The organism is Enterococcus alishanensis, assembly GCF_019218635.1.
Taxonomy (GTDB): domain Bacteria; phylum Bacillota; class Bacilli; order Lactobacillales; family Enterococcaceae; genus Enterococcus_A; species Enterococcus_A alishanensis.
On sequence record NZ_JAHUZB010000002.1, the window covers coordinates 217,454 to 242,406 of the forward strand.

A 24,953-nucleotide genomic window follows, 5' to 3' on the forward strand; every position below is an offset into this window, starting at 1 on the left:
GGTGATTGCATGGGAAAAAAACGAGTATATGAATTTGCCAAAGAAATCAATCAATCAAGTAAAGAAGTTGTGGAGAAAGCCAATAAGCTAGGAATCCAAGTGACAAACCATATGGGTTCACTTTCAGGAGACGATGAAACCAAGCTGAAAAAGGCTTTTCAACCAGCTGATAAAGTAAACAATACTCCAGCAAAACCAGCAGCTAACCAGCACGAAAAAAATAAATTCCATGGGAAAAGTTCAAAAAATAATCCAAACTTTCAAAATAGAAAAGGAAATAAAGAAAACGTGAATCAAAACCAAAATAATGCAAGACCTAATCGCAACAATCAAAATAATCAAGGGAATCAAAATCGCCCGAATAATAACCAGGCGAATCGATCAGCCCAATCAACACAGAACAGTCGACCACAAAATAACCAACAAAGTCGACCAACTCAAAACGCTGGTGGATCAAACCGTCCAGCCCAAAATACTGGTGGACAAAATCGCCCGACTCAAGGCAATAATCAAAATCGTTCATCTCAAAATACGCAACAAAACAGACCGACTCAAAGCAACCAAAATAGAACGAATGCAAGTGGTCAAAATCATTCGCAACAAAGACCAAATAATCAAAACCGTCCAGCAGCAAATACAAATCAAAATCGTCCAACAAATACTGGACAACAAAACAGTAATCAAAATCGTTCAACTAATAATCAACAAAATCGTCCAACGACTAATAATCAACAAGGGACAAACCAGGGTGGACAAAGTAACACGCAAAATAAAAACAAAAAAACATACAGTAATAACAATCAAAATCGTAATAGCTACGGTGGAAATAGTTATGGTGGCAACCAAAATCGTCGTAACAAGTTCAACAAAAAAGGCAAAAAAGGTCGTCAACAACAAACCAGCAATAAACCGCCAGTGCCAGCACGTAAATTCCGTGAATTACCTGATGTATTAGAATATACTGATGGCATGAACGTGGCAGATATTGCTAAAAAGATTCACCGCGAGCCAGCGGAAATCATCAAAAAATTATTCATGATAGGTGTTATGGTCAACCAAAACCAACCATTGGATAAAGATACGATTGAACTTTTAGCAACTGACTATGGTATGGAAGCCGAAGAAAAAGTACAAGTGGATATTGCTGATATCGATCGGTTCTTTGAAGCTGAAAAAGTTGATGAAGACAAATTAGTACCACGTCCACCAGTTGTAACCATCATGGGTCACGTTGACCATGGTAAAACTACTTTGCTAGATACTTTACGTCATTCTCGAGTAACCAGTGGAGAAGCCGGCGGGATAACGCAACATATCGGTGCTTACCAAATCGATATTAACGGCAAACCAATTACTTTCTTAGATACTCCAGGTCACGCGGCCTTTACAAGCATGCGTGCTCGAGGAGCAAGTATTACAGATATTACTATTTTAGTAGTTGCTGCTGATGACGGAGTAATGCCTCAAACAATTGAAGCAATCAATCACGCGAAAGCGGCAGAAGTGCCAATCATCGTAGCAGTAAATAAGATTGATAAACCAGGCGCTAATCCACAACACGTGATGCAAGAATTAAGTGAGTACGAATTAATTCCTGAAGCATGGGGTGGCGACACAATCTTCGTGGAAATTTCTGCCAAATTCAATCAAAACATTGAAGAACTATTAGAAATGATTCTATTAGTTTCTGAAGTGGAAGATTTGAAAGCTAATCCTAAGCAAGCTGCCATCGGTACAGTTATCGAAGCCCGTTTAGATAAAGGTAAAGGCCCAGTTGCGACTTTATTAGTTCAAGAAGGAACTTTAAATGTCGGGGACCCAATCGTTGTGGGGAATACTTACGGACGTGTCCGAGTAATGACAAATGACATTGGTCGTCGTGATAAAACTGCTGGACCTGCGACACCAGTTGAAATTACTGGTTTAAATGATGTGCCTCAAGCAGGTGACCGTTTTGCCGTCTTTGCAGATGAAAAAACTGCACGTGCTGCCGGTGAAGAGCGAGCTAAACGCGCAATGTTGGTTCAACGAAATGCTAACCAAAGGGTAACTTTAGATAACTTGTTTGAATCATTAAAAGAAGGCGAATTAAAAGCTGTTAATGTCATTATTAAAGCGGACGTTCAAGGTTCTGCGGAAGCTTTAGCTGCTTCATTACAAAAAATTGATGTTGAAGGTGTTCGAGTAAATATCGTCCATTCAGCTGTAGGTGCCATTAACGAAAGTGATGTTACTTTAGCTGCAGCAAGTAATGCGATTATTATCGGATTCAATGTGCGTCCTACACCACAAGCGCGTCAACAAGCTGAAGGTGAAGAAGTTGATATTCGTTTACACCGTATCATTTATAAAGCCATCGAAGAAATCGAAACAGCTATGAAGGGTATGTTGGATCCAGAATTTGAAGAAAAAATTACTGGTCAAATGGTTATCCGTGAAACTTACAAAGTTTCTAAAGTTGGAACGATTGCTGGATGTTATGTGACTGAAGGTTCAATCCAACGAGATAGTGGAATTCGATTAATCCGTGAAGGAATTGTTATTTTTGAAGGCAAACTTGCTAGCTTGAAACGTTTCAAGGATGACGTGAAAGAAGTTAAAATGGGCTACGAATGTGGCGCTATGATTGAAAAATTCAATGATGTAAAAGTTGACGATATTATTGAAGGCTTCATCATGCAAGAAATCGAACAAAAATAAAAAGTTAGATTTTAAGTAAATATTATCTGAATAAAGGGAGTTACATGATGCCAAACTATCGTGATCGTCGTGTGGCCCAAGAGATTCTAAAAGAAGTGAATGATATTTTACGTAAAAGAGTGCGTGACCCTAGAGTGCAAGATGTAAATATTACTGATGTACATGTGACGGGTGATTTGCAACAAGCAACTATCTTTTACAGTTTATTATCTGAAAAAGCTTCTGATAAACAAAAAGCTCAAGCTGGTCTTGATAAAGCAAAAGGTTTGATTCGGCGAGAATTGGGCCAAGCATTATCGATTTATAAAACACCAGAATTGTTTTTTGAACTAGATGAATCTGTTGAATATGGGTCAAAAATCGACCAAATGTTAAGAAATCTGAATAAAGAATAATCTGTGAAAAAATCTGGACAATTCTGTTCAGATTTTTTTGCATTTTTCATGAAATCCTGTTACAGTTACCATTGTTAAAAAGATTTCTTTTTTTATCAAATCTAGGAGGCAATTAAAATGACCATCAATTTTGATGAAAAAATGCGGCAGCTTCATGAAGAGTTTGGCGGCATTTCACCTGAAGAAAAAAAAGAATTAAAACTACGCTTAAAGAAGAATAATTTATTAGCCTTCAGAAAAATTGAAAAAATCAAACATGACTTATTGCGTTTAGAAGCTAAACGAGGACAATTATGTTGTACCGTCAGTCATGAAGCAGAAATTCAAGAATTGGAAGATAAGATCATCCAAAAAAAACGTGAATTTCTTACAATTCTCATTAAAGCAAAACAAACTAAAATTAAAAGATAAGAGGTGATTCAATGGGTTTAATTGAAATAATCATTGTAATCGCCATCGCTATCACACTTTCAAATATTATCGCAAAAATACTTCCCAATATTCCTATTTTTATGATTCAGATATTATTAGGAATTCTCCTAGGTTTTACTGAACTTGGACGTTCAATAACCTTTGAGCCGGAAGTATTTTTGGTGATGATTATTGCTCCTTTACTATTTCGTGAAGGTGAAACTGCAGATATTCCATCCATTTTGAGACATTTTAAAATTATTCTGTTGTTAGCCTTTGGTGGAGTTATTTTAACGATTGTTGGATTGGGGTTTGCCCTCAAAGGATTGATTCCGACCATTCCGATTGCAGCTTGTTTAGCCTTTGGTGCATCATTGGGCCCGACAGATGCTGTGGCTGTGGGATCTTTAGCCAAACGTTTAAATATTCCTAATTCTGTTATGCATGTGTTAGAAGGAGAAGGATTAATTAATGATGCAACTGGGGTAACAGCTTTTCAGTTTGCTCTGGCGGCTTTATTAACTGGACAGTTTTCTCTAGTGGATGCTAGTGGCACATTATTATTTTCTAGTATTGCTGGTGCGTTAGCAGGATTTGCTGTGGTTTTTATCAAACGACAAATTACGAATTTAATTGAACGTATTTCGGCTCAAGATATTTCGGCTTATTTCATGATTGAATTAATTTTGCCTTTTGCAGCTTATTTTGTGGCGGAGTTATTTCACGCTTCAGGAATTATTGCAGCAGTGGTTACTGGTGTATTGGAAGCGGCAGGTTTTAGAAAAATCACTTTATTCGATGCGCAATTGTCAAATATTACTGAAAGTACTTGGGGAACGATTAGTTTTACTTTAAATGGTTTGGTATTTATATTTCTAGGTATTGAATTAACTCAAGTATTTTCTCCGGTATGGACTAACCGCAGCTATTCAAATCTGCATTTAGTAACGATAGTGTTATTATTAACTGCGTTATTATTTGTCTTGCGTTTTTTATTTGTAACAGTCTACTACGTATGTACAAAGGGCTTTAAAAATACTCATCGTCATATTCGAGAACGATTACTGCTGACTTTTGGTGGCGTAAAGGGAACAGTCAGTATTGCTACAATCTTTATTTTGCCAGCGACAATTAATGGTTTAGAGTTTCGAGATCGTTCACTACTGTTGTTTATTACGGCTTCGGTTACCTTTTTCACTTTAATTATCGGGACTTTTGTCTTGCCTCTTTTATCGGATGGTGAAAAAGTACCAGAACTAGAACCTAAATTAATGGGTATTTTTCGAGAAGTCATTGATAATTTAGAATCAGACTTGAATCAAAATGAATTAAGTGAAAAGGAGCAATTTGCTCTTCAGGCGGTGATTGCAAACTATCAAGACCGCATTCAAGAGGCGTTTAATAATGCAATGCCAGAGAGCAGCCAGCAAGAATTCCAAGAGATTCAAGCACTAATTATTTCTGTGGAGCAAGATGGCTTAGATGAAAGCTTTAGAAATCGGACCATCAATATCAATGCATATCGCTTATATTCTCGCTTTATATCAAATGTTGAATCCTCTGTGGCTAAACAGTTGCTCTCTTTCCTAAGCTTTTGGTTAATCTTTGTGAGACGCTTAATACGGATTATTCTACATCCTAAATTGGCTTGGCAAAGACGTCAGAAACGAGAAGAAATTGTTAGCAATATTGATATAAATGCTTTGAAATCAATATTTGAACGGAATAGTCAAATTATTTTAGATTCATTAGATAATTTAAGAGATGTATATGATGAAGAGTTAATCGATTTTTTTATCGCTACGCGAGAAAATTTGATGTTGCAGGTTGAAGGTGGCGGACTTTTTGGGACTTTTTTAATCCAACAAGATCCGATTTATTCAAAGGAATTGATTCGAGGCTATTATTTAGAGCGTAAAGTCATTGATGAGTTCGAAGGAGCTGGAGAAATCTCAACTTTTTCAGCGAATGAATACCGTCATCGGGTGAACCTTTTGGAGTCTTATGCGATGAAAAAAACTACCGAGTCGAGCGTTCATTTTCGCTTTAGAAATAAAAAACAGATTGCAAAGGAAAAAGCAGATAATCTTGAAGATCATTAATTAAAAAGGTGTCAGAATAAAGAGGCAAAATCTTTTTGTTCTGACACCCTTTTTTTGCTATGCTATAATATGTGAGTTGAATAAGAAACGAGGAAATGTAAATGGATGGCATTTTACCGCTATGGAAAGAACGCGGCATGACCAGTCATGATTGCGTATTTAAATTAAGAAAAATTTTGCAGACAAAAAAAGTTGGACATGGAGGAACCTTAGATCCTGATGTCGATGGTGTCTTACCAATCTGTATTGGTAAAGGCACAAAAGTCATAGAATATTTGCAAGACAATGGGAAAATTTATCAAGGAGAAATTACTTTAGGTTTTTCGACGACTACAGAAGATGCATCAGGCGAGATTGTGGAGAAAAAAGAGGTGAAAGAACCTCTATCAACCGAAGAAATCGATCAAATGATGACAAGTTTTATCGGTACAATTATTCAGGTACCTCCAATGTTTTCAGCTGTCAAGGTGAAGGGCAAAAGGCTTTACGAGTATGCTCGCGCTGGTGAAACTGTCGAAAGACCAATTCGACAAGCTGAAATTAAAAGCTTTGAACGTATTAGTGAGCCAATCTATAATCTAGAAAAGCATACTTTTTCTTGGCGTTTTCAAGTAGACTGTGGCAAAGGAACTTACGTCAGAACATTGGCAGTTGATTTAGGAGAAAAGTTGGGTTATCCAGCCCATATGTCTGACTTAACCCGTTTGGCCAGTGGCGGTTACTCAGCAGGACAGGCGAGAACCCTAGCTCAAGTAGCTGAATTAATGGAAAGTAATCAAATGAATCAAGCATTACAGCCAATCGAATCGGCAGTAACAGATTTTCCAAGAGTCAATTTGACTGACAATCAATGGCAGAAAGTAAAAAATGGGCAATTAATGCCAATTAAAGAATTTGGTTACAAGCAATTGCCTGCGCCATTAATTGCTTTTTTTTATCAAGATCAATTGGTTAGTCTATATCAGCAACATCCAGAAAAAAACTGGTTATTAAAACCTAGTAAAGTCATTCGAAATGAACAGGAGTCAAATTAATGGAAGTAATTAAACTACATCATCCTTATCAAAAAGCGATGATTCCCGATGATGATGTCGTATTGGTTTTGGGCTTTTTTGATGGTGTGCATCGAGGACACCAAGAAGTTATTGAAAAAGGTAAACAAATTGCGCATGAGCGGAACTTAAAACTCGCAGTCATGACTTTCAATCAACATCCTGCAGTTGTATTTAGTAAAGTAAAAGAGACACCGATTAAGTATTTATCGACCTTAAAACAAAAAGAAGTTTTAATGAAAAATTTAGGTGTTGATTATTTATATGAAGTGGCCTTTACCTCTGCATTTGCTGGACAGGATCCGCAGAAATTTGTTGATGAATATATAGTTGCGCTTCATGGGAAAGTCGCAGTAGTAGGATTTGATTATACTTATGGCGGTAAAGGAAAAGATGCCGATGTTGATCACTTGCCGATCTATGCTAAAAATCGTTTCGAAACAGTTGTTGTTTCAGAAAAAACTAAAGACAGTGAAAAAATCTCTTCCTCTCGCATTCGCCAATTGTTATCAGAGGGCGATTTAGAGGCGGCAAATGAATTATTAGGTTATGTCTATGAAACTAAAGGAACTGTTATCCATGGTGATGCTAGAGGACGCACGCTAGGTTATCCAACAGCCAATATTTTAATTGATCATGATATTCTTTTACCTAAAGAGGGCGTGTATGCCAATGAGATTTTTGTCGGCAATAAGTGGTATCAGGCAATGGGATCGATTGGACATAATGATACTTTTGAAGCAAATCGTCCCTTAACAGTTGAGTTGAATATTTTAGATTTTGACCAAGATATCTATGGAGAAAAAGTAAAAGTTCGTTGGTATCATTTGCTTAGAGGTCAAGTAGCATTTTCATCGGCAGAGGAACTAATTCAACAATTAGAGCAAGACAAAGAGAATACGTGTAAATATTTTGAACTCATCAAGTAGTTATTGATGAGTTTTTTTGCAAAAACTATTAGAATAACTAAAAAATATTTTGATCGCGTGTGATTTCTTCTATATAATAAAGATATCAATCATTGACGGGAGTGAGTTAATGGCAGTTTTATTAGGAGTTATTTCAGCTTTTTTCTTTTCGATAACTTTTGTTTTAAACCAAGTGATGTCTCTAGATGGCGGCGATTGGCTTTGGACTGCCGCACTCCGTTATTTAATTATGCTGCCATTTTTCTTTTTTATCGTAGCAAGAAAAAGACATCAGCTTCGAAAAGTCTTTAATGAGATCAAACGCTCACCTTTACGCTGGATTTTATGGAGTCAAGTTGGTTTTGGTTTGTTTTATGTTCCGCTGACTTTTGCGTCCACCTTGGCACCTGGCTGGTTAGTGGCGAGTACCTGGCAGATTACAATTATTGCTGGTAGTATCTTGGCACCGTTCTTAGCAAAAACGAATCAAGCAAAAATAGACAGTCGCATGACAACCTTTGATTTGTTTTGTTTTGCAGTTATTTTATTTGGAATAGTATTGGTGGAATCCAGTCATTTTTCTGCTAGTTCTTGGCAAAATAGTTTACTAGCTTTTTTTGTTGTTTTAGTCGCAGCTTTTGCTTATCCATTAGGCAATCGAAAAGTTATGTTGTTAAATGTGGAAGGGAGCAATTTAACAACGATGGAAAGAATTTTAGCGATGCTTATTTGTAGTTTGCCAACTTGGCTTATTTGCAGCGTTATCGCGTTCGTACGTAGTGGCTTGCCGAGTCAAAGCCAGGTAACGGCAAGTTTTATTGTAGCACTTTCATCAGGAGTGATTGCTACTTATTTGTTTTTCCGAGGTACCCAAATGGTGCATGATAATTTGCGATTACTTGCCACGACAGAAGCAACGCAGTCATTAGAAGTAGTTTTTTCCGTTTTATTAGGAATTATTATTTTAGGAGATCCATTACCAAATATTGTGACTTTTTTTGGTCTCGCATGTATTGTTGCTGGGATGAGTATAAAAGTAATGCGTTGAAACATCCATCTATTTGGATGTTTTTTTATTTAATGATTCATGTTAAACTTTGTTAGCAGATTCAACAAGGAGACCGAGAAATGAACCAAATGAACCGAGCAACGTCTGCCTATATTCATATCCCTTTTTGTCAACATCTATGTTATTACTGTGACTTTAATAAAGTTTTTATTGAGGGGCAACCGGTAGATGAATATATTGCAGCTGTCTTAAATGAAACAAAATTACAGTTAATCGAATATCCAGTGGAAAATGTTCCCACCATTTATGTTGGTGGAGGTACACCAACATCTCTTTCAGCCAATCAATTAGAGGTTTTATTGAAAGGCTTAAGGGAAATTCTGCCCTATAGTGAAGGTGAATTTACGGTTGAAGCAAATCCGGGAGATTTAACCGAAGAAAAACTTCAAGTTTTTAAGAATAATGGTGTGAATCGTGTATCAATGGGTGTTCAGACTTTTGATAATCATTTATTAAGAAAAATTGGGCGAAAACATACCGCTGAAGATGTCTATGATTCAATCAAATTGCTGGATAAAATGGACTTTAATAATATCACGATTGATTTAATCTACGCTCTGCCGGGACAAACATTAGAAAGTTTTCGTGAGACGATTCAGCAAGCTTTGGCTTTAGATTTGCCGCATTATGCGTTGTATTCTTTAATTTTGGAAAATAAAACAATGTTTATGAATTGGATTCGTAAAGGAAAAATGATTTTACCGGAGCAAGATATCGAAGCGCAAATGTATTTAGAAGTGATGGAAGCATTGGAAAAAGCCGGCAAAAAACAATATGAAATCAGTAATTTCGCTCAACCCGGCTATGAAAGTCAACACAATATGGTTTACTGGAACAATCAAAATTATTTTGGAATTGGTGCGGGAGCTAGTGGGTATTTAGGAGATAAACGCTATAAAAATAGTGGACCGATTCAACATTATTTACAGCCTCTAAAAGAGGATCAATTACCGATTATTGAAGAAGAATTTTTGACTGTTAAAAGCCAAATAGAAGAGGAACTATTTTTAGGTTTACGAAAAAAAGAAGGCGTGTCTAAAGAAAAATTTAAAGAACGCTTTGGTAGAAGAATTGAAGATATTTATTCACTAGTCATTGAAGAATTAGTCAATGAAAAATTGCTTCAAATCAGTGATCAACGAATCTTTTTAACTCAGGCAGGTATGTTTAAAGGCAATGAAGTCTTTGAAAAATTTTTAATTGATGATGCGATTAGCACTCTTTAATAGAGAGTGCTAATTTTTTTGTCTTTTCTCTTGACTTAATCTACAATTATGGTATATTTATAATCGAGTTAGCACTTAAAGATAAAGAGTGCCAACCAGAGGGTGAGCATATGTTAACGGAAAGGCAAAATTTAATTCTCCGCTTGATCATCCAAGACTTTACTGAAACTGGTCAGCCAGTTGGTTCGAAAAGGTTGATGGAAGAAGGCGTACAAGCAAGCTCGGCAACAATTCGCAATGATATGAAAGTATTGGAAGAAAATGGCTTAATTGAAAAGACTCATTCATCTTCCGGACGAGTACCTTCGAAAAAAGGTTATCGTTATTACATTGATCATTTATTGACGCCAGCTAAGGTGAATAAGCAAGAAGTAGAGCAAATTCGTTCTTCCTTAAAAAAAGACATTCATGAGATTGATGATATTATTTCACAATCAGCCAAAATTTTATCAGAAGTTACTAGTTATACAGCATTTTCTTTAGGACCTGAGATGAAGGACCGGACGTTGACAGGGTTTAGAATTGTTCCTTTGAATGACCGTCAGATTTTAGCAATTATCGTGACAGACAAGGGAAATGTAGAAAGCCAAGTCTTTAGAATTCCTGAGAATGTAGCAAGCAGTGACTTAGAAAAAATGGTGAAGATCATTAATGACCGTCTAGTCGGTCAACCGCTCTTAACAGTCTATCAGAAGTTAAGAACGGAAATTCCGATGATTTTACATCGTTATTTTCAAACAACTGATGGTATTGGCCGATTGTTCGATATCATTTTAAATGAAGCTTTTGAGGAAAAAGTTTTTGTCAGTGGTCGGATGAATATTTTGAACGCAAATCCTGACGATTTATCTCAGTTCAAATCAATGTATTCATTGATGCAAGATTCCGATGAATTGACAAAATTACTTTTACCAACTGATCAAGAGATTCATGTTCGCATGGGTGCTGAATTGGGAGATCGCATGTTTGATAATTTGACAATGGTGCAAGCCAACTATCAAATTATTGGTCATGGTCGCGGCACAATTGCTTTATTGGGACCGACTTCAATGCCTTATTCGAAAATATTTGGTTTATTAGATGTTTTTCGTTACGAACTGACAGCAATACTGGATGATTATTATCGTTCCCTTGATTTGAATCACTAAAATATTCCTCAGAAAGGAAGAGCAAAGTGGCAGAAAAAAACAAACACGATGATGCGGAATTGAATGAAGAAATGGATCAGGAAATTGAGACAACAATTGAAGAAAACGAAATTTCTGAGTTTGATCAATTAACCGCAGAGTTTAATGAGATGGAAGATAAGTTTTTGCGGGCACGAGCAGAAATTGCTAATATGCAAAACCGCAACAAAAATGAGCGAGAACAATTAGTTAAGTATCGTTCACAAGATTTAGCTAAAAAAATTCTACCTGTGATTGACAACCTTGAACGTGCATTAGCTACTGAAGTAAATGATGATCAAGGTGCTAGCCTTAAAAAAGGTGTGGAAATGGTGTTAGAAAGTCTGACTGTAGCTTTGAAAGAAGAAGGAATTACAGAAATTCCAGCAGTTGATGTTGTATTTGATCCAAATCTGCATCAAGCAGTGCAAACAATTCCTGCAACTGATGATGTTCCTACAGATTCAATTGTGGAAGTATTGCAAAAGGGCTATCAATTACATGATCGCGTGTTACGCCCAGCGATGGTTATTGTCGCACAATAAAAAAATTCACTGATTCGTCAGCTTAAAAAATAAAGGAGACTGAAAATTATGAGTAAAATTATTGGTATTGACTTAGGTACAACAAACTCTGCCGTTGCCGTATTAGAAGGTAATGAAGCAAAAATTATTGCAAATCCAGAAGGTAACCGTACAACTCCTTCTGTTGTGTCATTCAAAAATGGAGAAATCCAAGTTGGTGAAGTAGCAAAACGCCAGGCGGTTACTAATCCACATACTGTTTCATCAATCAAACGTCATATGGGTGAAGCTGGTTATAAAGTTGAAATGGATGGCAAATCTTATACACCTCAAGAAATTTCAGCAATGATCTTACAATATATGAAAGGTTTTGCAGAAGATTATTTAGGTGAAAAAGTTGAAAAAGCAGTTATTACTGTTCCTGCTTACTTTAATGATAGTCAACGTCAAGCAACAAAAGATGCTGGTAAAATTGCTGGTTTAGAAGTTGAACGGATCGTTAATGAACCAACTGCAGCAGCTTTAGCATATGGTTTAGACAAAACTGACAAAGACCAAAAAATCTTAGTATTTGACCTTGGTGGTGGTACATTTGACGTATCAATCCTTGAATTAGGTGATGGTGTCTTTGATGTATTATCAACAGCTGGTGACAACAATTTAGGTGGGGATGATTTTGATAACAAGATCATTGACTATCTGGTTGCTGAATTTAAAAAAGAAAATGGTATTGACTTAAGTTTAGATAATATGGCTATGCAAAGATTGAAAGATGCAGCTGAAAAAGCCAAAAAAGATTTATCTGGTGTAAGCTCAACTCAAATTAGCTTACCATTTATTACAGCAGGCGATGCTGGTCCATTACACTTAGAAAATACGTTATCTCGTGCAAAATTTGATGAAATTACTGCTGATTTAGTTGAAAGAACTAAAACACCAGTCCGTCAAGCATTAAAAGATGCTGGACTTTCTCAATCAGAAGTTGATGAAGTGATTTTAGTTGGTGGTTCTACTCGTATTCCAGCAGTAGTTGAAGCAGTACGTAAAGAAACTGCTAAAGAACCAAATAAATCAGTGAACCCAGATGAAGTAGTTGCCATGGGTGCTGCTATTCAAGGTGGCGTTATCACTGGTGATGTAAAAGATGTTGTTTTACTTGATGTCACTCCATTATCTCTAGGGATTGAAACAATGGGCTCAGTCTTCACTAAATTGATTGACCGCAACACAACAATTCCAACAAGTAAATCTCAAGTATTCTCGACAGCGGCTGATAACCAACCAGCAGTAGATATTCACGTGTTACAAGGTGAACGTCCAATGGCAACTGATAATAAAACTTTAGGTAGATTCCAATTAACTGATATTCCACCAGCTCCACGTGGTATTCCTCAAATCGAAGTAACATTTGATATTGATAAAAACGGGATCGTAAATGTTTCTGCCAAAGACTTAGGCACACAAAAAGAACAAAAAATTACGATTAAATCTTCTTCAGGTTTATCTGATGATGAAATCGAACGGATGGTTAAAGATGCAGAAGCAAATGCTGAAGCTGATAAAGTTCGTAAAGAAGAAGTTGATTTACGTAATGACATTGATGCCTTATTATTCTCAGTTGATAAAACTTTGAAAGAGTTAGAAGGAAAAGTTGACGCTGAAGAAGTTAAAAAAGCCGAAGAAGCTCGCGATGAATTAAAAGCTGCTGTTGAAGCTAACAACATCGAAGACATGAAGACTAAACGTGATGCATTGAATGAAATCGTTCAAAGCTTAACTGTAAAACTTTATGAACAAGCAGCTCAACAACAAGCAGAAGAAAATCCAGAAGCTGCACAAGGTGGCGCGGATGATGTCGTAGATGCTGATTTTGAAGAAGTTGACGGCGACGACAAAGATAAATAAGCTTAAGAATAATTAGATAGCGAGACTGAAGCAAAAAACATTTTGGTTTTTGTCTCAGTCTCGTTTCTGATTTAGCTGGTATTCATCTATCGTTAATGGAAACATTGTGATACAATACTAGCGATTCTATTTTATGGAGGAAAACAAATGGCTGAAAAAAGGGATTATTATGAACTCCTTGGGGTACAAAAAGGAGCTTCAGATGATGAGATAAAAAAAGCTTATCGGAAGCTTTCAAAAAAATACCATCCAGATATTAATAAAGAAGCCGATGCAGAAGAAAAATTCAAAGAAATTTCCGAAGCCTATGAAATTTTAAGCGATCCTCAAAAACGAGCAGCCTATGATCAATATGGTCACGCGGGAACCGATCCAAACTTTGGCGGTGGAGCTGGTGGCTTTGGCGGATTTGGTGGCGCCGGAGGATTTGGCGGCGGCGGAGCTGGTTTTGGCTTTGAAGATATCTTTGAATCATTTTTTGGAGGAGCTGGTGGCGGACGTCAAGCGGATCCTACTGCACCAAGGCAAGGTGCTGACTTACAATATTCAGTTACCTTGGAATTTGAAGAAGCAATTTTTGGTGCTGAAAAAGATGTTAAATATAACCGTGAGGAAACATGTCATACTTGTCACGGTAATGGAGCAAAACCAGGAACACAACCGGAAGTTTGTCATAAATGTCATGGTGCCGGAACAATTAATGTTGAACATCAAACTCCTTTAGGACGAGTTGTTAGTCGTCAAACATGTGATGTCTGCCATGGGACAGGTAAAGAAATCAAAGATCCTTGTCCAACATGTCATGGTTCAGGACATGAAAAACGTCCACACACTGTAAAAGTAAATGTGCCTGCAGGTGTAGAAGATGGTCAACAAATGCGTTTAGCTGAACAAGGTGAAGCGGGTACAAATGGAGGACCTTATGGCGATTTATATGTGGTTTTCCAAGTAAAACAAAGTGATATATTTGATCGTGAAGGACCAGAAATTTATTACACATTACCATTGAGCTTTGTTCAAGCAGCTTTAGGTGATGAAATTGCGATACCAACAGTTCATGGTGACGTTAAATTAAAAATTCCTGCTGGAACACAAACAGGACAAAAATTCCGCTTACGTGGTAAAGGTGCACCACGTTTGAGAGGAAATGTAAATGGCGATCAACAAGTAACAGTAAAAATTGTCACTCCTAAGAATTTAAATGACCAACAAAGAGAAGCTTTAAGAACTTTCGCTGAAGCAGGTGGGCAAACCGTTTCTGAGCAAAAAGAAGAAGGTTTTTTCAATAAGGTCAAAGATGCATTCGGTGGAAAAAAATAAAGTTTAGAACAATCGAGGATAAAACTTCGGTTGTTCTTTTTATTAATCAAATACAGACCCAGAAGTCCTCTTTTGTTATAATTAAATATAAGGAGGGGTCTTATGGGACAAATTGAAGAATTATTTAATCGATTAGCAGAAGATTTTTATCATTATTTATTTGTAGGTAGTATGGATGATGCTGATTCACTTTTAGATACGATTGATTTTTTCTTAGATCGCGTAGATAAACAAAAGTTTAGCTATAAATTAGTGGATTCTAAGACTATTCTGCAAGTTTATACTGTGGACATTCCTAAAGATTTCCCCGTTTTTTTTGGTGAAGGCTTATTGATTCATCAAGCGTTGATGGACCTATATTTTGAGTTAAGACAAGTTGATTTAATTTCTAATGAGGATTTTAAAAAAATACAGACACTATTACAAGAAAACAAAAACTTATTTTTTTACCGATTGATTGATTCAAGCTTTTGGGGAGCAGATAAGCGAAAATTGTTGGTTGAAATGACTGATAATGAAATTATTGATTTTGCTCATGTTACTAAAACGATGTTAAATGAAATTAATTATGATAAACCACATACGAAAAGTAATGTCATTCCTTTTCCTAATATGGAGATCGATTTTTTTGAGCCGTTTGAAGATGATGACGGCATGCTAAAGGGATTTCAGCTACGAGTTGATATTGTTGGTGAAAAGCCACCTGTTTGGCGGAGATTATTAGTTCTGGAAGAAATTAATTATCGGCAATTAAGTGATATTATGCAAATGATTTTTCAAATAGATCGTAAAGGGAAGTATTCATTTAAAGCTTTGCAAGGGCAAATTCAAGGAGTCGAAGAGCTAACTGAAACTTATTTGAAGAGTCATCTAGTTAATGTTGAAGATCAGTTAGTTACAAGTTTTATGGGAAAAAATAAGGAACCTTTTCGCTATTATTACTCTTCTTTGGGAAATGAATTAGTTTTAAAAGTGAAAGTAGAAGATTTACTTGGTTTCGAAGATTTCTTTCGGGAAGTTCAACCGATTTGTGCTAAGCTGGTCGGTGAAAATCCTTACGTTAGTCAGCAAAAATTACCTCAACTAGAAGAAATCAATCGAAAACTATCTGTCTATTGGCATAAAGAAATGACATAAAAATGACGCAGTAAGTTTTAAAACTTATTGCGCCATTTTCTTTTATTTGAATGTGCATCATTTAAAACAGGTGCATTGTCAGTAATCAATAGGGCAGCCATAACATAGCCGATCCAGCTATCTCGTGGATAAAGAACATAAGCCGCAGACCACTTGGTAGCATATTTATCTTTGTATTCTTTTAAGCCGCCAAAAGAATAAAAACGAGAACCAAAATTATAGACTAGGTAGGCAATTCGTTCTTGAGTAAAACTTTTTCGAGAAGTGCCCACATTAGCTAAAGGAGCCATTCCCAAATCAAAATATTGGATACCTTGTTCTTGAAAATATTGGAACAAATTAATAAATAGAAAGTCCATTGTTCCCCCAGGAGCTTTTGTCGGACTATGCCGCATAAGGTCAATGGTTGCTAGTTGGTTATCTGTATAGGTTGGCATAAAATTAGCAAATGCAACAATCTCTTGATTTTCATTTCTGATTACCCCAATTGGTGCACGTTGTAAATAATCTTCTGAGAAAAAGCCGAGAGAATAGCCTTTTTCTTTACGACCATTTAACCACTCATCAGAGATATCCTTTAATTGTTGGATTATTTCTTTTGAAAATGGTGGTTGAATGACTTCAAAGATAAAGCCTTGTTTTACTATTTTGTTGAAACTGGCTCTTTGACCCTTCATTTTTTTTCCGCTTAGAGTAAAGTCTGGTAAGTAAACATGGGCTTTTTCGCCAAACTTGATAAAATCATACCCAACTTCATGTAACAACATCACCATGTCTTCGCTATTTTCATAAAAAACAGGTTGATAATTGAAACGATCAGCAATTTCAATAAATTCTTCGGTCGCTTTTTCAAAGTCGTCCTTTTTACCTGAAGGATCTCCCATGACTAAAAGCTTATTGTTAAAGCACGACATTTGGAAAAAGACAGTATCTTCTTCGCCATTATTGTAAATATAGACCTGTTTATCCTTTAAAAAGACCAATTGACTATCAGCATTTCCACCATAATTTGCTAAAATAGTCTCAATCTTTTGTGCATCTAAGTCTTCGCCAATCTTCACTTTTTTCCCTTTTAAATAGCGCACAAAGAATAATACAATCAGTGATACGACTAAGATGGCAATAAAGCCAACTCCCCAAATCCTTTCACTAGGAAATAAGAAAAATTCTGGCAAATGGTGGCGATGATGGATGTGAGGACTATTATAAACGCCAATAACAATATACAAAATAGCTAATCCACCAAAGATAAGTCCATCAATTGTTAGCCATTCCCAACTATAAACCAATTGCTCTCGATACAATTCGTTTTTAGAGAAAATAACGAAAAATAGTAAAAACAAAAGAAAAATCCCTGTTGACAATTGGAAGCCAGCAAAAAATGCATAGATGAAAGTCAAAAGAATTAAAAGAATTGTTGGCCAATAAGCTCGTTTGACTCTGGCTTGAATGCCACGACCAGCAATAATTAATAAATAACCTAGCAATATTGCTGGAAAAACAACGATGACTCTTGATTGAATCGGGTTAAGATGATTAAACCAGCTAAACCTGAAAAAGAATTCTGGAATTGTTGCTGATAAAACCATCATGATGCCAGTCAGATATAGGAGAAATACTTCAACTTTATGAAAGATTTCTTTCAATAAATTGATAGGAATGTCATTGTAGCGTTGATTAATTGTTGTATTGAAATTTTTAATAAAGAGAGTAACCCCAATAATAAATGGCACAATATAATAAAAAAGTCTAAACAATAACAACCATGCGACAACAGTTTCACGATTAATATTTAGAGCGGATAAGCCAATAATCATCATTAAATCAAAACTACCTAATTCGCCTGGAATCATTGAGGCAATCCCAATTACGGTAGCAGCGATGAATAATGGAATGACCTCACGAATTTCAAATGAGAGCCCCATTAATAATCCAGTAGCAATAAAACTAATTAAAACAAAAGACCATTCTAAGACAGAAGTTAAGATTAATTGGAAACGATGACGGTGAGACAAGTCACCTAAGTATTCACCTTTACCAAATAAGCTTAAGCAAAAAACAATCGGGAAGTATAAACCGCCGGCAATTAACCAAACCCAATACTGACTTAAATAACTATTTGATTCGTCAAAAAAAACTAGGAAAAAGGAAAGAAGGGCATATAATGAAAGCCCTGACATGGTAAAGATTAATATTTTGGATAAAGCTTGAACAACTTTTTTTCCAGTATTTTGTTTTCCATAAAATTCTGAGCGGAGGCCAGCACTGATAAAACCACCAAACCCAGCTAAATTATTCAAAGTATTCACTAGCCAGCTAGTTTCTAGGAGATAAGTTTTTTTTGGTTTTTGACCTAAGAGTTGATTCAAAATAACGTCATAGCCTAACATTGGAAGAATTGCTATCAAACCTATTAAAGCCATTAATAAAATATTAATCGGCGGGATATTTGAAAAAATATCCTTTAATTGATGAAACGAAATAGTCTTAGCAATATTCGATAATTCGTAGAAAACAATCACTATTACAGATATTAAAAAGATTGTTTTTATTTTTTTGGCGTTTCGTTTAAACCAATCAATCAGTTTTTCCATTTTAAGACCTCGTACTTTCTAGAAGAAAGCGTAATACTTCTTCATTAAATCGTTTTGGATTTCTTCTGGCAAACATGTGACCTTGACCTTTAACTAGTGCAAAGCTAGCATTGGGAATGGTACGGGCTAAATACATTGAGTGACTCGTTTTGATAACATCATGTTTTCCAACTATAACTAACGTTGGTGCCGTAATTTCTGCTAGATCTTGACTATTTAAACCAACATCATGAAACAGTAATTTCAAAATAGGTAAAAAATTCCGCATCCCTTTATCAAAGAAGGAACCTATCCAAACAATAGCATATTGTAAATAACTTGCTAGATGAGGCATCAAGCGAACACCGCTGACCAATGTGTTTCCCGCATTTAATACTAAATGGTCACAATGATCCGGATAAAGATGGGCAAAAACCATCGCTAAATTTGCACCATCACTAAAGCCCAACAAGTCAGCTTTTTCAATTTTTTCTTGTTTCATAATTGCCAATAGATCATCTGCCATTAATTGAAAACTCGTTACTTTTTTTGTATTTGTTGACCGTCCATGGCCACGACTATCAACCACAAATACAGTGAAGTACTGACTAAAATTTTCTAATTGTTTTGAGAAATATTTCCCACTCCCACCATTTCCATGAAGTAAGAACAAGGCACTACCACTACCATATTTTTCGTAATATATTTCTGAACCGTCTGCTACAACCACTGTTTTATTTTCCACTTTCACATCATCACCTACTATTACATTAGTATAACGATTTCTATGTTTACAATGCAATTAAAAAGAGAGGACCTTACAATAATTAAAGATTGAATAATAATAGTTTAAAGAAATATAAAACTGTCGAAGTTTACTTTTTAATCTCCGTAGCTTCTTGTACTATGGAAGTCATAAGAAATTTAGTTGGATGGTTATCAATGAGAAAAATTAAAAATTTTTTTAAGGGATTCGTTATTTTCATATTAATGGGCGTTTTAATAGTTGCAGGAATTCTATTTTATCGCACGTTTCAATTTACAAAAACAGTTAATGCCTATCGCTCAGAAGTTAGTGAAATTGCTGCAGATGAAGGTATTGAAGAATACACCGATACGATATTAGGTATTATGTATACTGAATCAAAAGGTCGTGGGACAGATTTAATGCAGAGCTCTGAGAGTGCTTATGGAACTACTGGGCAAATATCTAGCCAAGAAGAAAGCTTGAAACAAGGTGTTAGTCATTTTGCTGAAAGTTTGAAATTAGCGGAGGCTGCCGGTTGTGATTTATCTACTGCTATTCAAGCCTATAATTTTGGTTTTAAATACATCGATTACGTCAAAGAAAATGGTGGTGAAAATACTGTTAGTTTGGCTGAAAATTATTCGCGGGATGTGTTATCACCAGGTATGGGTAATACAGATCAGTCTCAGTATCGCTACATGAAAATTCAGTCCTTGATGTATAATGGTGGTTATTTGTATCGTAACGGTGGCAATATGTTTTATGCTGAAATCGTTGAGATGAACCGTAAGATTCTAGATTTTTTTGCTCCAATGCAAAAGTAAGCGTAATGCTTGAAATTTTTTTGGAATCTGATAAAATGATAAATGTATATTTGTGTCTTTGAGTCGCGCTGATTAGTTTTTGAATTAGGGCGATTTTTGTGGCTGTTATTCTTTTAAAGATAGGGGTGATGGGTATGGCACAGAGAATTCCTCAGGAAGTAATTGATGATGTTAGGGAAAAAACCAATATTGTCGAAGTAATTGGTCAATATGTTCAGTTGAAAAAATCTGGAAAAAATTATTCTGGATTGTGTCCTTTTCATGAAGAAAAGACCCCTTCATTTTCAGTAGCAGAAGACAAACAGATCTTTCATTGCTTTGGATGTGGAAAAGGCGGAAATGTCTTTACTTTTTTACAGGAGATTGAAGGAATTAGTTTTCCTGAATCGGTTCAAAAAGTTGCTGAAATGGAACAAATTCCGTTACAATTAAATATCAACCCACAGACAGAAGTGGTCGAAAATTCAGATCAAAAAAAATTAATTACGCTTCATGAAAAAGCTCGTGATCTTTACAATCATATGTTAATAAACACAGCAGTCGGTGAGGCAGCATTAGATTATTTGCAGCAACGAGGATTAGATGATTCAATCATTGAAGAATTTAAGTTAGGCTTTGCGCCAAATCAACGGGATTTTTTAGTGCAGATTAGTCGTCGTGAAGGTTTTTCTGATGACATTATGGAACGCAGTGGTTTATTTATTCGGCGAGAGGATGGTAGTTTTGTTGATCGTTTTTACCAGAGGGTCATGTTTCCTTTAAATGATTTTCGTGGGAAGACAATCGGCTTTTCAGGACGGTTGCTAAAAACAGCAGAATATCCTGGTGAGGATCAGCCAAAATACCTGAATTCCCCTGAAACTGAGTTATTTAACAAGCGAGTCGTGCTTTTTAATTTTGATAAAGCTCGGAATGAGATTCGTAAACAAGGCGAAGCAATCTTGTTTGAAGGTTTTATGGATGTGATTGCTGCTTGGCGAGCTGGCATTAAAACGGGGTTAGCTTCAATGGGTACAAGTTTGACCGAACAACAAATGGCGGCGATTGAACGAATCACAAATCAGGTAATCATTGCTTATGATGGTGATTCGCCTGGAATGGCGGCAACCGAACGAGCCATCACTAGTTTTAGTAATCACTCTCGAATAAATGTTTCTGCTGTTACCATTCCAGAACAATTAGATCCAGATGAATATTTAAAAAAATATGGTGCTGAAGCATTACAAAATTTATTTCAGCATGGCCGGCAAACACCTTTTGTTTTTAAGATGAATTATTACAAAAAAGACTTGAACTTAGATAATGAAAATGATCTGTTGACTTATTTAAACGAGTTGATGCAGGATTTAGCAAAAGTTCAGTCACCGGTTGAGCAGGATTTATATTTAAGTCAATTAGCAGATAATTTTCAGTTATCAAAAGATAGCTTGAAACAACAACTACAATTGGCAAGAAACCAGGTGCGTAATGAACGGCGTCAAACCAATGTACAAAGTGCACCACAAGTAGCAGTTCAGCAGCTATCTCAAACAGAAAAGGCTGAACGAATGTTAATTTATCGTAGTATGAATGAGCCGATGGTGAGAGAAGAACTAATCGCTGGCGGATTTCAATTTGTACACGATCAATATCAGGAATTGCTTCTTTATATCGATAGTTATATGATAGTTCATGGGAATTTTATTTTAGCGGATTTCTTGAATTATTTAAAGGATGATGGGATGAAGCAATTGATCGTCGACATCTCCATAATACCTATGTCACAAGATAGTAATGAACGGGAAATTTCTGATTTGAAAAAAGTTATTGCGCTGACTGGCCTAGCTGAAGAAATCAAAAAACGACAATTAGAGCAGCTTGAAGCCAGAAAAACCGGCAATCAACAAAAAGAATTGGAATTAACGGTTCAAATTATTGAACTGACTAAGCGCTTGAAACAAGCCTAGAAGTGAAAGGGGCATTTTGTATGGCAAACAAAACAGAAAACAAAGAGTATCAAAAAAGATTACAAGCCTTTATTAAGGAAAAGAAACCATTGGGACAAGTGGTTTATGATGAATTAACCAACAAAATGGCGACACCTTATGCTTTGAACGCTGAAGAAATGGATATATTGATCCAAAAAGTGGAAGATGCTGGGATTAGTGTCGTTGATGAAAACGGCGAACCTTCTAAAGCCAGCTTGAAAACACAAGAAAAAACAGCTGAAAAAGCAAAAAATGAAGATTTATCTGCACCAACAGGTGTAAAAATTAATGACCCCGTTCGTATGTATTTAAAAGAGATTGGTCGTGTTTCATTATTAACAGCTCAAGAAGAAGTTGAGTTAGCATTATTAATTGAACAAGGTGACCAAGAAGCTAAACAAAAATTAGCCGAAGCCAACTTACGTTTAGTGGTAAGTATTGCCAAACGTTATGTCGGTCGGGGCATGCAATTTCTTGATTTAATTCAAGAAGGGAATATGGGCTTAATGAAGGCCGTTGAAAAATTTGATTACCGTAAAGGATTTAAATTCTCAACTTATGCTACTTGGTGGATTCGTCAAGCAATTACACGTGCGATTGCTGACCAAGCAAGAACGATACGAATTCCAGTGCATATGGTCGAAACCATTAATAAATTAATCCGAGTACAACGTCAATTACTTCAAGATTTAGGTCGCGAACCGACACCAGAAGAAATTGGAGCGGAAATGGATTTACCAACTGAAAAAGTTCGTGAAATTCTAAAAATTGCGCAAGAGCCAGTATCTTTGGAAACACCGATTGGTGAAGAAGATGATTCACACTTAGGTGATTTTATTGAAGACCAGGAGGCTACTAGTCCGGCTGAACATGCAGCATCTGAAATGTTAAAAGAACAATTAGAAGATGTGTTAGACACCTTAACTGATCGTGAAGAAAATGTTTTGCGATTGCGTTTTGGTTTAGATGACGGCAGAACTCGTACGCTAGAAGAAGTAGGTCGGGTATTCGGTGTAACAAGAGAACGGATTCGACAAATTGAGGCAAAAGCTTTAAGAAAATTACGTCATCCATCTCGTTCAAAACAATTAAAAGATTTCTTAGAATAAAAGATCAAAAATGGAGCATGGATATTACTATCTGTTGCTTCATTTTTTTTATTCAAATATTAAATTTATAGAAATCTAGCAAAACATCTTTTACCTTGGTAGAGGATATGATAAATTTAACAGTAAGAATGAAAAAAAGGAGCAGATTTCATTGCATAAATGTCCCAATTGCGGTTTTGAACCCGTTGATGGCAGAGCTATTTGTCCAAACTGTGGTTTTGAGTTAACCGCCAAAAATGATAGAGCGAAAAAAAATGATGAAATTGAGTGGTCAGAGTTAGCATCTATGCCGATTGATTCGGTTAAGGAAATGTTTAGTGCTACAAACGATGAATCACCTGAAGATAACGAAGGTTCTCAAGATGAATTAAAAATTGTCGAAAAGAAAGCGGAACATTTACCTGAAACGGAAGCATCTTTTGACAGAACTAATCCAATTTTGGAACAATATATCCGAGAACATAAAGAAGAATCGGAAAAGTTAAAAGAAAAGTCAAGTGCTGAAGAAAAGGCCGAAGCTGAAAGAAAAGCACTAATTGAAGCTGAGCAAGCCAAAGTTATCGCAGCAGAGCAGGCCAAGGCAGCAGCGGACGAAACTCGTTCGTTGGAGAGTCATAAAGAAAGCAATCAAGAACCACCTAAAAAAGGAAAAAAAGGTCGCAACATTGCGATAGCTGCAGTTATTTTAGTAGCACTATTAGGTGGAGGTGGTTATTACTACTCTTACCAACAGGATCAAGCGGCAGAAGAAGCCGCAGCAGAGAAAGCCGCTGCTGATAAAAAAACTAATCAAGCAATTGACGAAATTGAAGCAGAAATAACTGATTTTTATACTAATAGTAAGCAAGTCTTCCTAAAAGTGGATAAAGTCGATACTAACACAGCTAAAATTGCAGAAGAGATTAATCAATATAAAAAGAATGACCGTTATAAAGAATTAAAAAATAGTTATGATACTTTAACAGCAAAACAAAAAGATGTTCAAGCAGTTAACAATCTATTTACATCTACGGCAATTAACGGTGACATCTTAGCGAGCGATTTAAAATTAAAAGCAGCAGAAGATGTTACTTTAACTGTTGATACAAAAGATAACCAATTTAACGATTTGTTAAATGAAGCAATTAATCAAGCAAAAACACAGTATGATCAAATTATTGATTTGAGGAATTCTGTAAGTACTCTTATTACTAATGGTACAGTTGCTAGTACAGCTACTCGATCGACTTATAATGCAACAATGCAAAAAGCTGGAACTGTTCCAAATCAAGAACTCATCACAGATCAAGTTAATCAATTGGCAGAAGTAAACCAAACTTTAACCGAATGGGAAACTGCTGCCAGTGAATCAGCAAGTCGTGCTGAGAAAGAGGAAGAAACTACTTCAAGTAGTGAATCTTCAACAAGTTCACCCTCATATAGTATGAGCGGTAATAATCAACCTATTATGTCAACAAACCAAAGTCAAGTTGCAGATTCTGGTAATAGTGCTTGGTCTTGGAATAGTGGTGTGCGCGAAAAATTCTTGCAAACAGTAATTGATCGTGGTTATGTTACTGAGGGTGGTTATTCACTTGTGCCAGTTCAAATTCAAGGTGGCGAAGGATATTACAACTTATTTGCAACTAACAATCAATCCGATTTAACTAAAGGATATACGTCCGCTGATTTACCAATGTATGTTGTAACTGTTAATTGTAAAACTGGTTGGTTTAAGGGAAATGGCGGCGGCGGAAGCAGAAGCTAAAATAGTAAAAATGAATTGAAAAGAGCTGTAACATCAGTGAAGTTTCACTTGTGTTGCAGTTCCTTTCGTT

General features: G+C 36.0%; 19 protein-coding genes. 17 read left to right on the plus strand and 2 right to left on the minus strand.

The window, feature by feature from the left end; all coding sequences use genetic code 11:
- The first annotated feature begins 9 nt into the window (after positions 1-9).
- The 13 genes from infB (at position 10) to KUA55_RS04770 (ending at position 15,915) form a co-directional block, all read left to right on the plus strand.
- Positions 10-2,700, plus strand: a complete 2,691-nt coding sequence (gene infB / locus KUA55_RS04710; RefSeq protein ID WP_218325028.1) for a translation initiation factor IF-2 — start codon at positions 10-12, stop codon at positions 2,698-2,700.
- A gap of 47 nt (positions 2,701-2,747) precedes the next feature.
- The gene (gene rbfA, locus KUA55_RS04715) at positions 2,748-3,095 is read left to right on the plus strand and encodes a 30S ribosome-binding factor RbfA (protein ID WP_218325029.1); all 348 of its coding nucleotides are present in this window, start codon (positions 2,748-2,750) and stop codon (positions 3,093-3,095) included.
- Between the two features lie 117 nt (positions 3,096-3,212).
- Positions 3,213-3,506: a hypothetical protein gene (locus KUA55_RS04720; RefSeq protein ID WP_218325030.1), complete on the plus strand. Its 294-nt coding sequence runs from the start codon at positions 3,213-3,215 to the stop codon at positions 3,504-3,506.
- Positions 3,507-3,517: 11 nt separating this feature from the next.
- Positions 3,518-5,608 (plus strand): cation:proton antiporter, encoded by a 2,091-nt coding sequence (locus KUA55_RS04725; protein WP_218325031.1) that lies wholly within the window; start codon positions 3,518-3,520, stop codon positions 5,606-5,608.
- 101 nt (positions 5,609-5,709) lie between these two features.
- Positions 5,710-6,642 (plus strand): tRNA pseudouridine(55) synthase TruB, encoded by a 933-nt coding sequence (truB, locus tag KUA55_RS04730; protein WP_218325032.1) that lies wholly within the window; start codon positions 5,710-5,712, stop codon positions 6,640-6,642.
- Positions 6,642-7,589: a riboflavin biosynthesis protein RibF gene (gene ribF / locus KUA55_RS04735; protein WP_218325033.1), complete on the plus strand. Its 948-nt coding sequence runs from the start codon at positions 6,642-6,644 to the stop codon at positions 7,587-7,589. The genes truB and ribF overlap by 1 nt, the downstream gene beginning before the upstream one ends.
- Positions 7,590-7,698: 109 nt before the next feature.
- Positions 7,699-8,616, plus strand: a complete 918-nt coding sequence (locus tag KUA55_RS04740) for a DMT family transporter (protein WP_218325034.1) — start codon at positions 7,699-7,701, stop codon at positions 8,614-8,616.
- Between the two features lie 89 nt (positions 8,617-8,705).
- Entirely contained in the window at positions 8,706-9,863 is a 1,158-nt protein-coding gene (hemW, locus tag KUA55_RS04745) for a radical SAM family heme chaperone HemW (RefSeq protein ID WP_218325443.1), read from the plus strand.
- 110 nt (positions 9,864-9,973) lie between these two features.
- Positions 9,974-11,011, plus strand: coding sequence for a heat-inducible transcriptional repressor HrcA (gene hrcA, locus KUA55_RS04750; RefSeq protein ID WP_218325035.1), 1,038 nt, complete (start codon positions 9,974-9,976; stop codon positions 11,009-11,011).
- Between the two features lie 26 nt (positions 11,012-11,037).
- Positions 11,038-11,574 carry a nucleotide exchange factor GrpE gene (grpE, locus tag KUA55_RS04755; RefSeq protein ID WP_218325036.1) on the plus strand — a complete coding sequence of 179 codons (537 nt, stop codon included), beginning with the start codon at positions 11,038-11,040 and terminating at the stop codon, positions 11,572-11,574.
- Positions 11,575-11,622: 48 nt separating this feature from the next.
- A complete protein-coding gene (gene dnaK, locus KUA55_RS04760) occupies positions 11,623-13,458 on the plus strand; it encodes a molecular chaperone DnaK (protein ID WP_218325037.1) in 1,836 nt (611 codons plus the stop codon).
- A gap of 147 nt (positions 13,459-13,605) precedes the next feature.
- Positions 13,606-14,778, plus strand: coding sequence for a molecular chaperone DnaJ (gene dnaJ, locus KUA55_RS04765; RefSeq protein ID WP_218325038.1), 1,173 nt, complete (start codon positions 13,606-13,608; stop codon positions 14,776-14,778).
- 102 nt (positions 14,779-14,880) lie between these two features.
- Positions 14,881-15,915, plus strand: a complete 1,035-nt coding sequence (locus tag KUA55_RS04770) for an IS1096 element passenger TnpR family protein (RefSeq protein ID WP_218325039.1) — start codon at positions 14,881-14,883, stop codon at positions 15,913-15,915.
- 17 nt (positions 15,916-15,932) lie between these two features.
- On the opposite strand, the gene mprF is transcribed toward KUA55_RS04770, so the two are convergent.
- Entirely contained in the window at positions 15,933-18,509 is a 2,577-nt protein-coding gene (mprF, locus tag KUA55_RS04775) for a bifunctional lysylphosphatidylglycerol flippase/synthetase MprF (protein WP_218325040.1), read from the minus strand.
- Between the two features lies 1 nt (position 18,510).
- Entirely contained in the window at positions 18,511-19,239 is a 729-nt protein-coding gene (locus tag KUA55_RS04780; protein ID WP_218325041.1) for an alpha/beta fold hydrolase, read from the minus strand.
- Positions 19,240-19,430: 191 nt separating this feature from the next.
- Here KUA55_RS04780 and KUA55_RS04785 point away from each other — a divergent pair, with 191 nt between their 5' ends.
- The 4 genes from KUA55_RS04785 to KUA55_RS04800 all read left to right on the plus strand — a co-directional run bounded on the left by KUA55_RS04785 (position 19,431) and on the right by KUA55_RS04800 (position 24,883).
- Complete coding sequence (locus KUA55_RS04785; RefSeq protein WP_218325042.1) at positions 19,431-20,060, plus strand: lysozyme family protein; 630 nt, start codon at positions 19,431-19,433, stop codon at positions 20,058-20,060.
- A 134-nt stretch (positions 20,061-20,194) separates the two neighbouring features.
- Positions 20,195-22,006 (plus strand): DNA primase, encoded by a 1,812-nt coding sequence (gene dnaG / locus KUA55_RS04790; RefSeq protein WP_218325043.1) that lies wholly within the window; start codon positions 20,195-20,197, stop codon positions 22,004-22,006.
- 20 nt (positions 22,007-22,026) lie between these two features.
- Positions 22,027-23,136 carry an RNA polymerase sigma factor RpoD gene (gene rpoD, locus KUA55_RS04795; protein WP_218325044.1) on the plus strand — a complete coding sequence of 370 codons (1,110 nt, stop codon included), beginning with the start codon at positions 22,027-22,029 and terminating at the stop codon, positions 23,134-23,136.
- Positions 23,137-23,287: 151 nt separating this feature from the next.
- Positions 23,288-24,883 carry a cell division site-positioning protein MapZ family protein gene (locus KUA55_RS04800; protein WP_218325045.1) on the plus strand — a complete coding sequence of 532 codons (1,596 nt, stop codon included), beginning with the start codon at positions 23,288-23,290 and terminating at the stop codon, positions 24,881-24,883.
- The last annotated feature ends 70 nt before the right edge of the window (positions 24,884-24,953 follow it).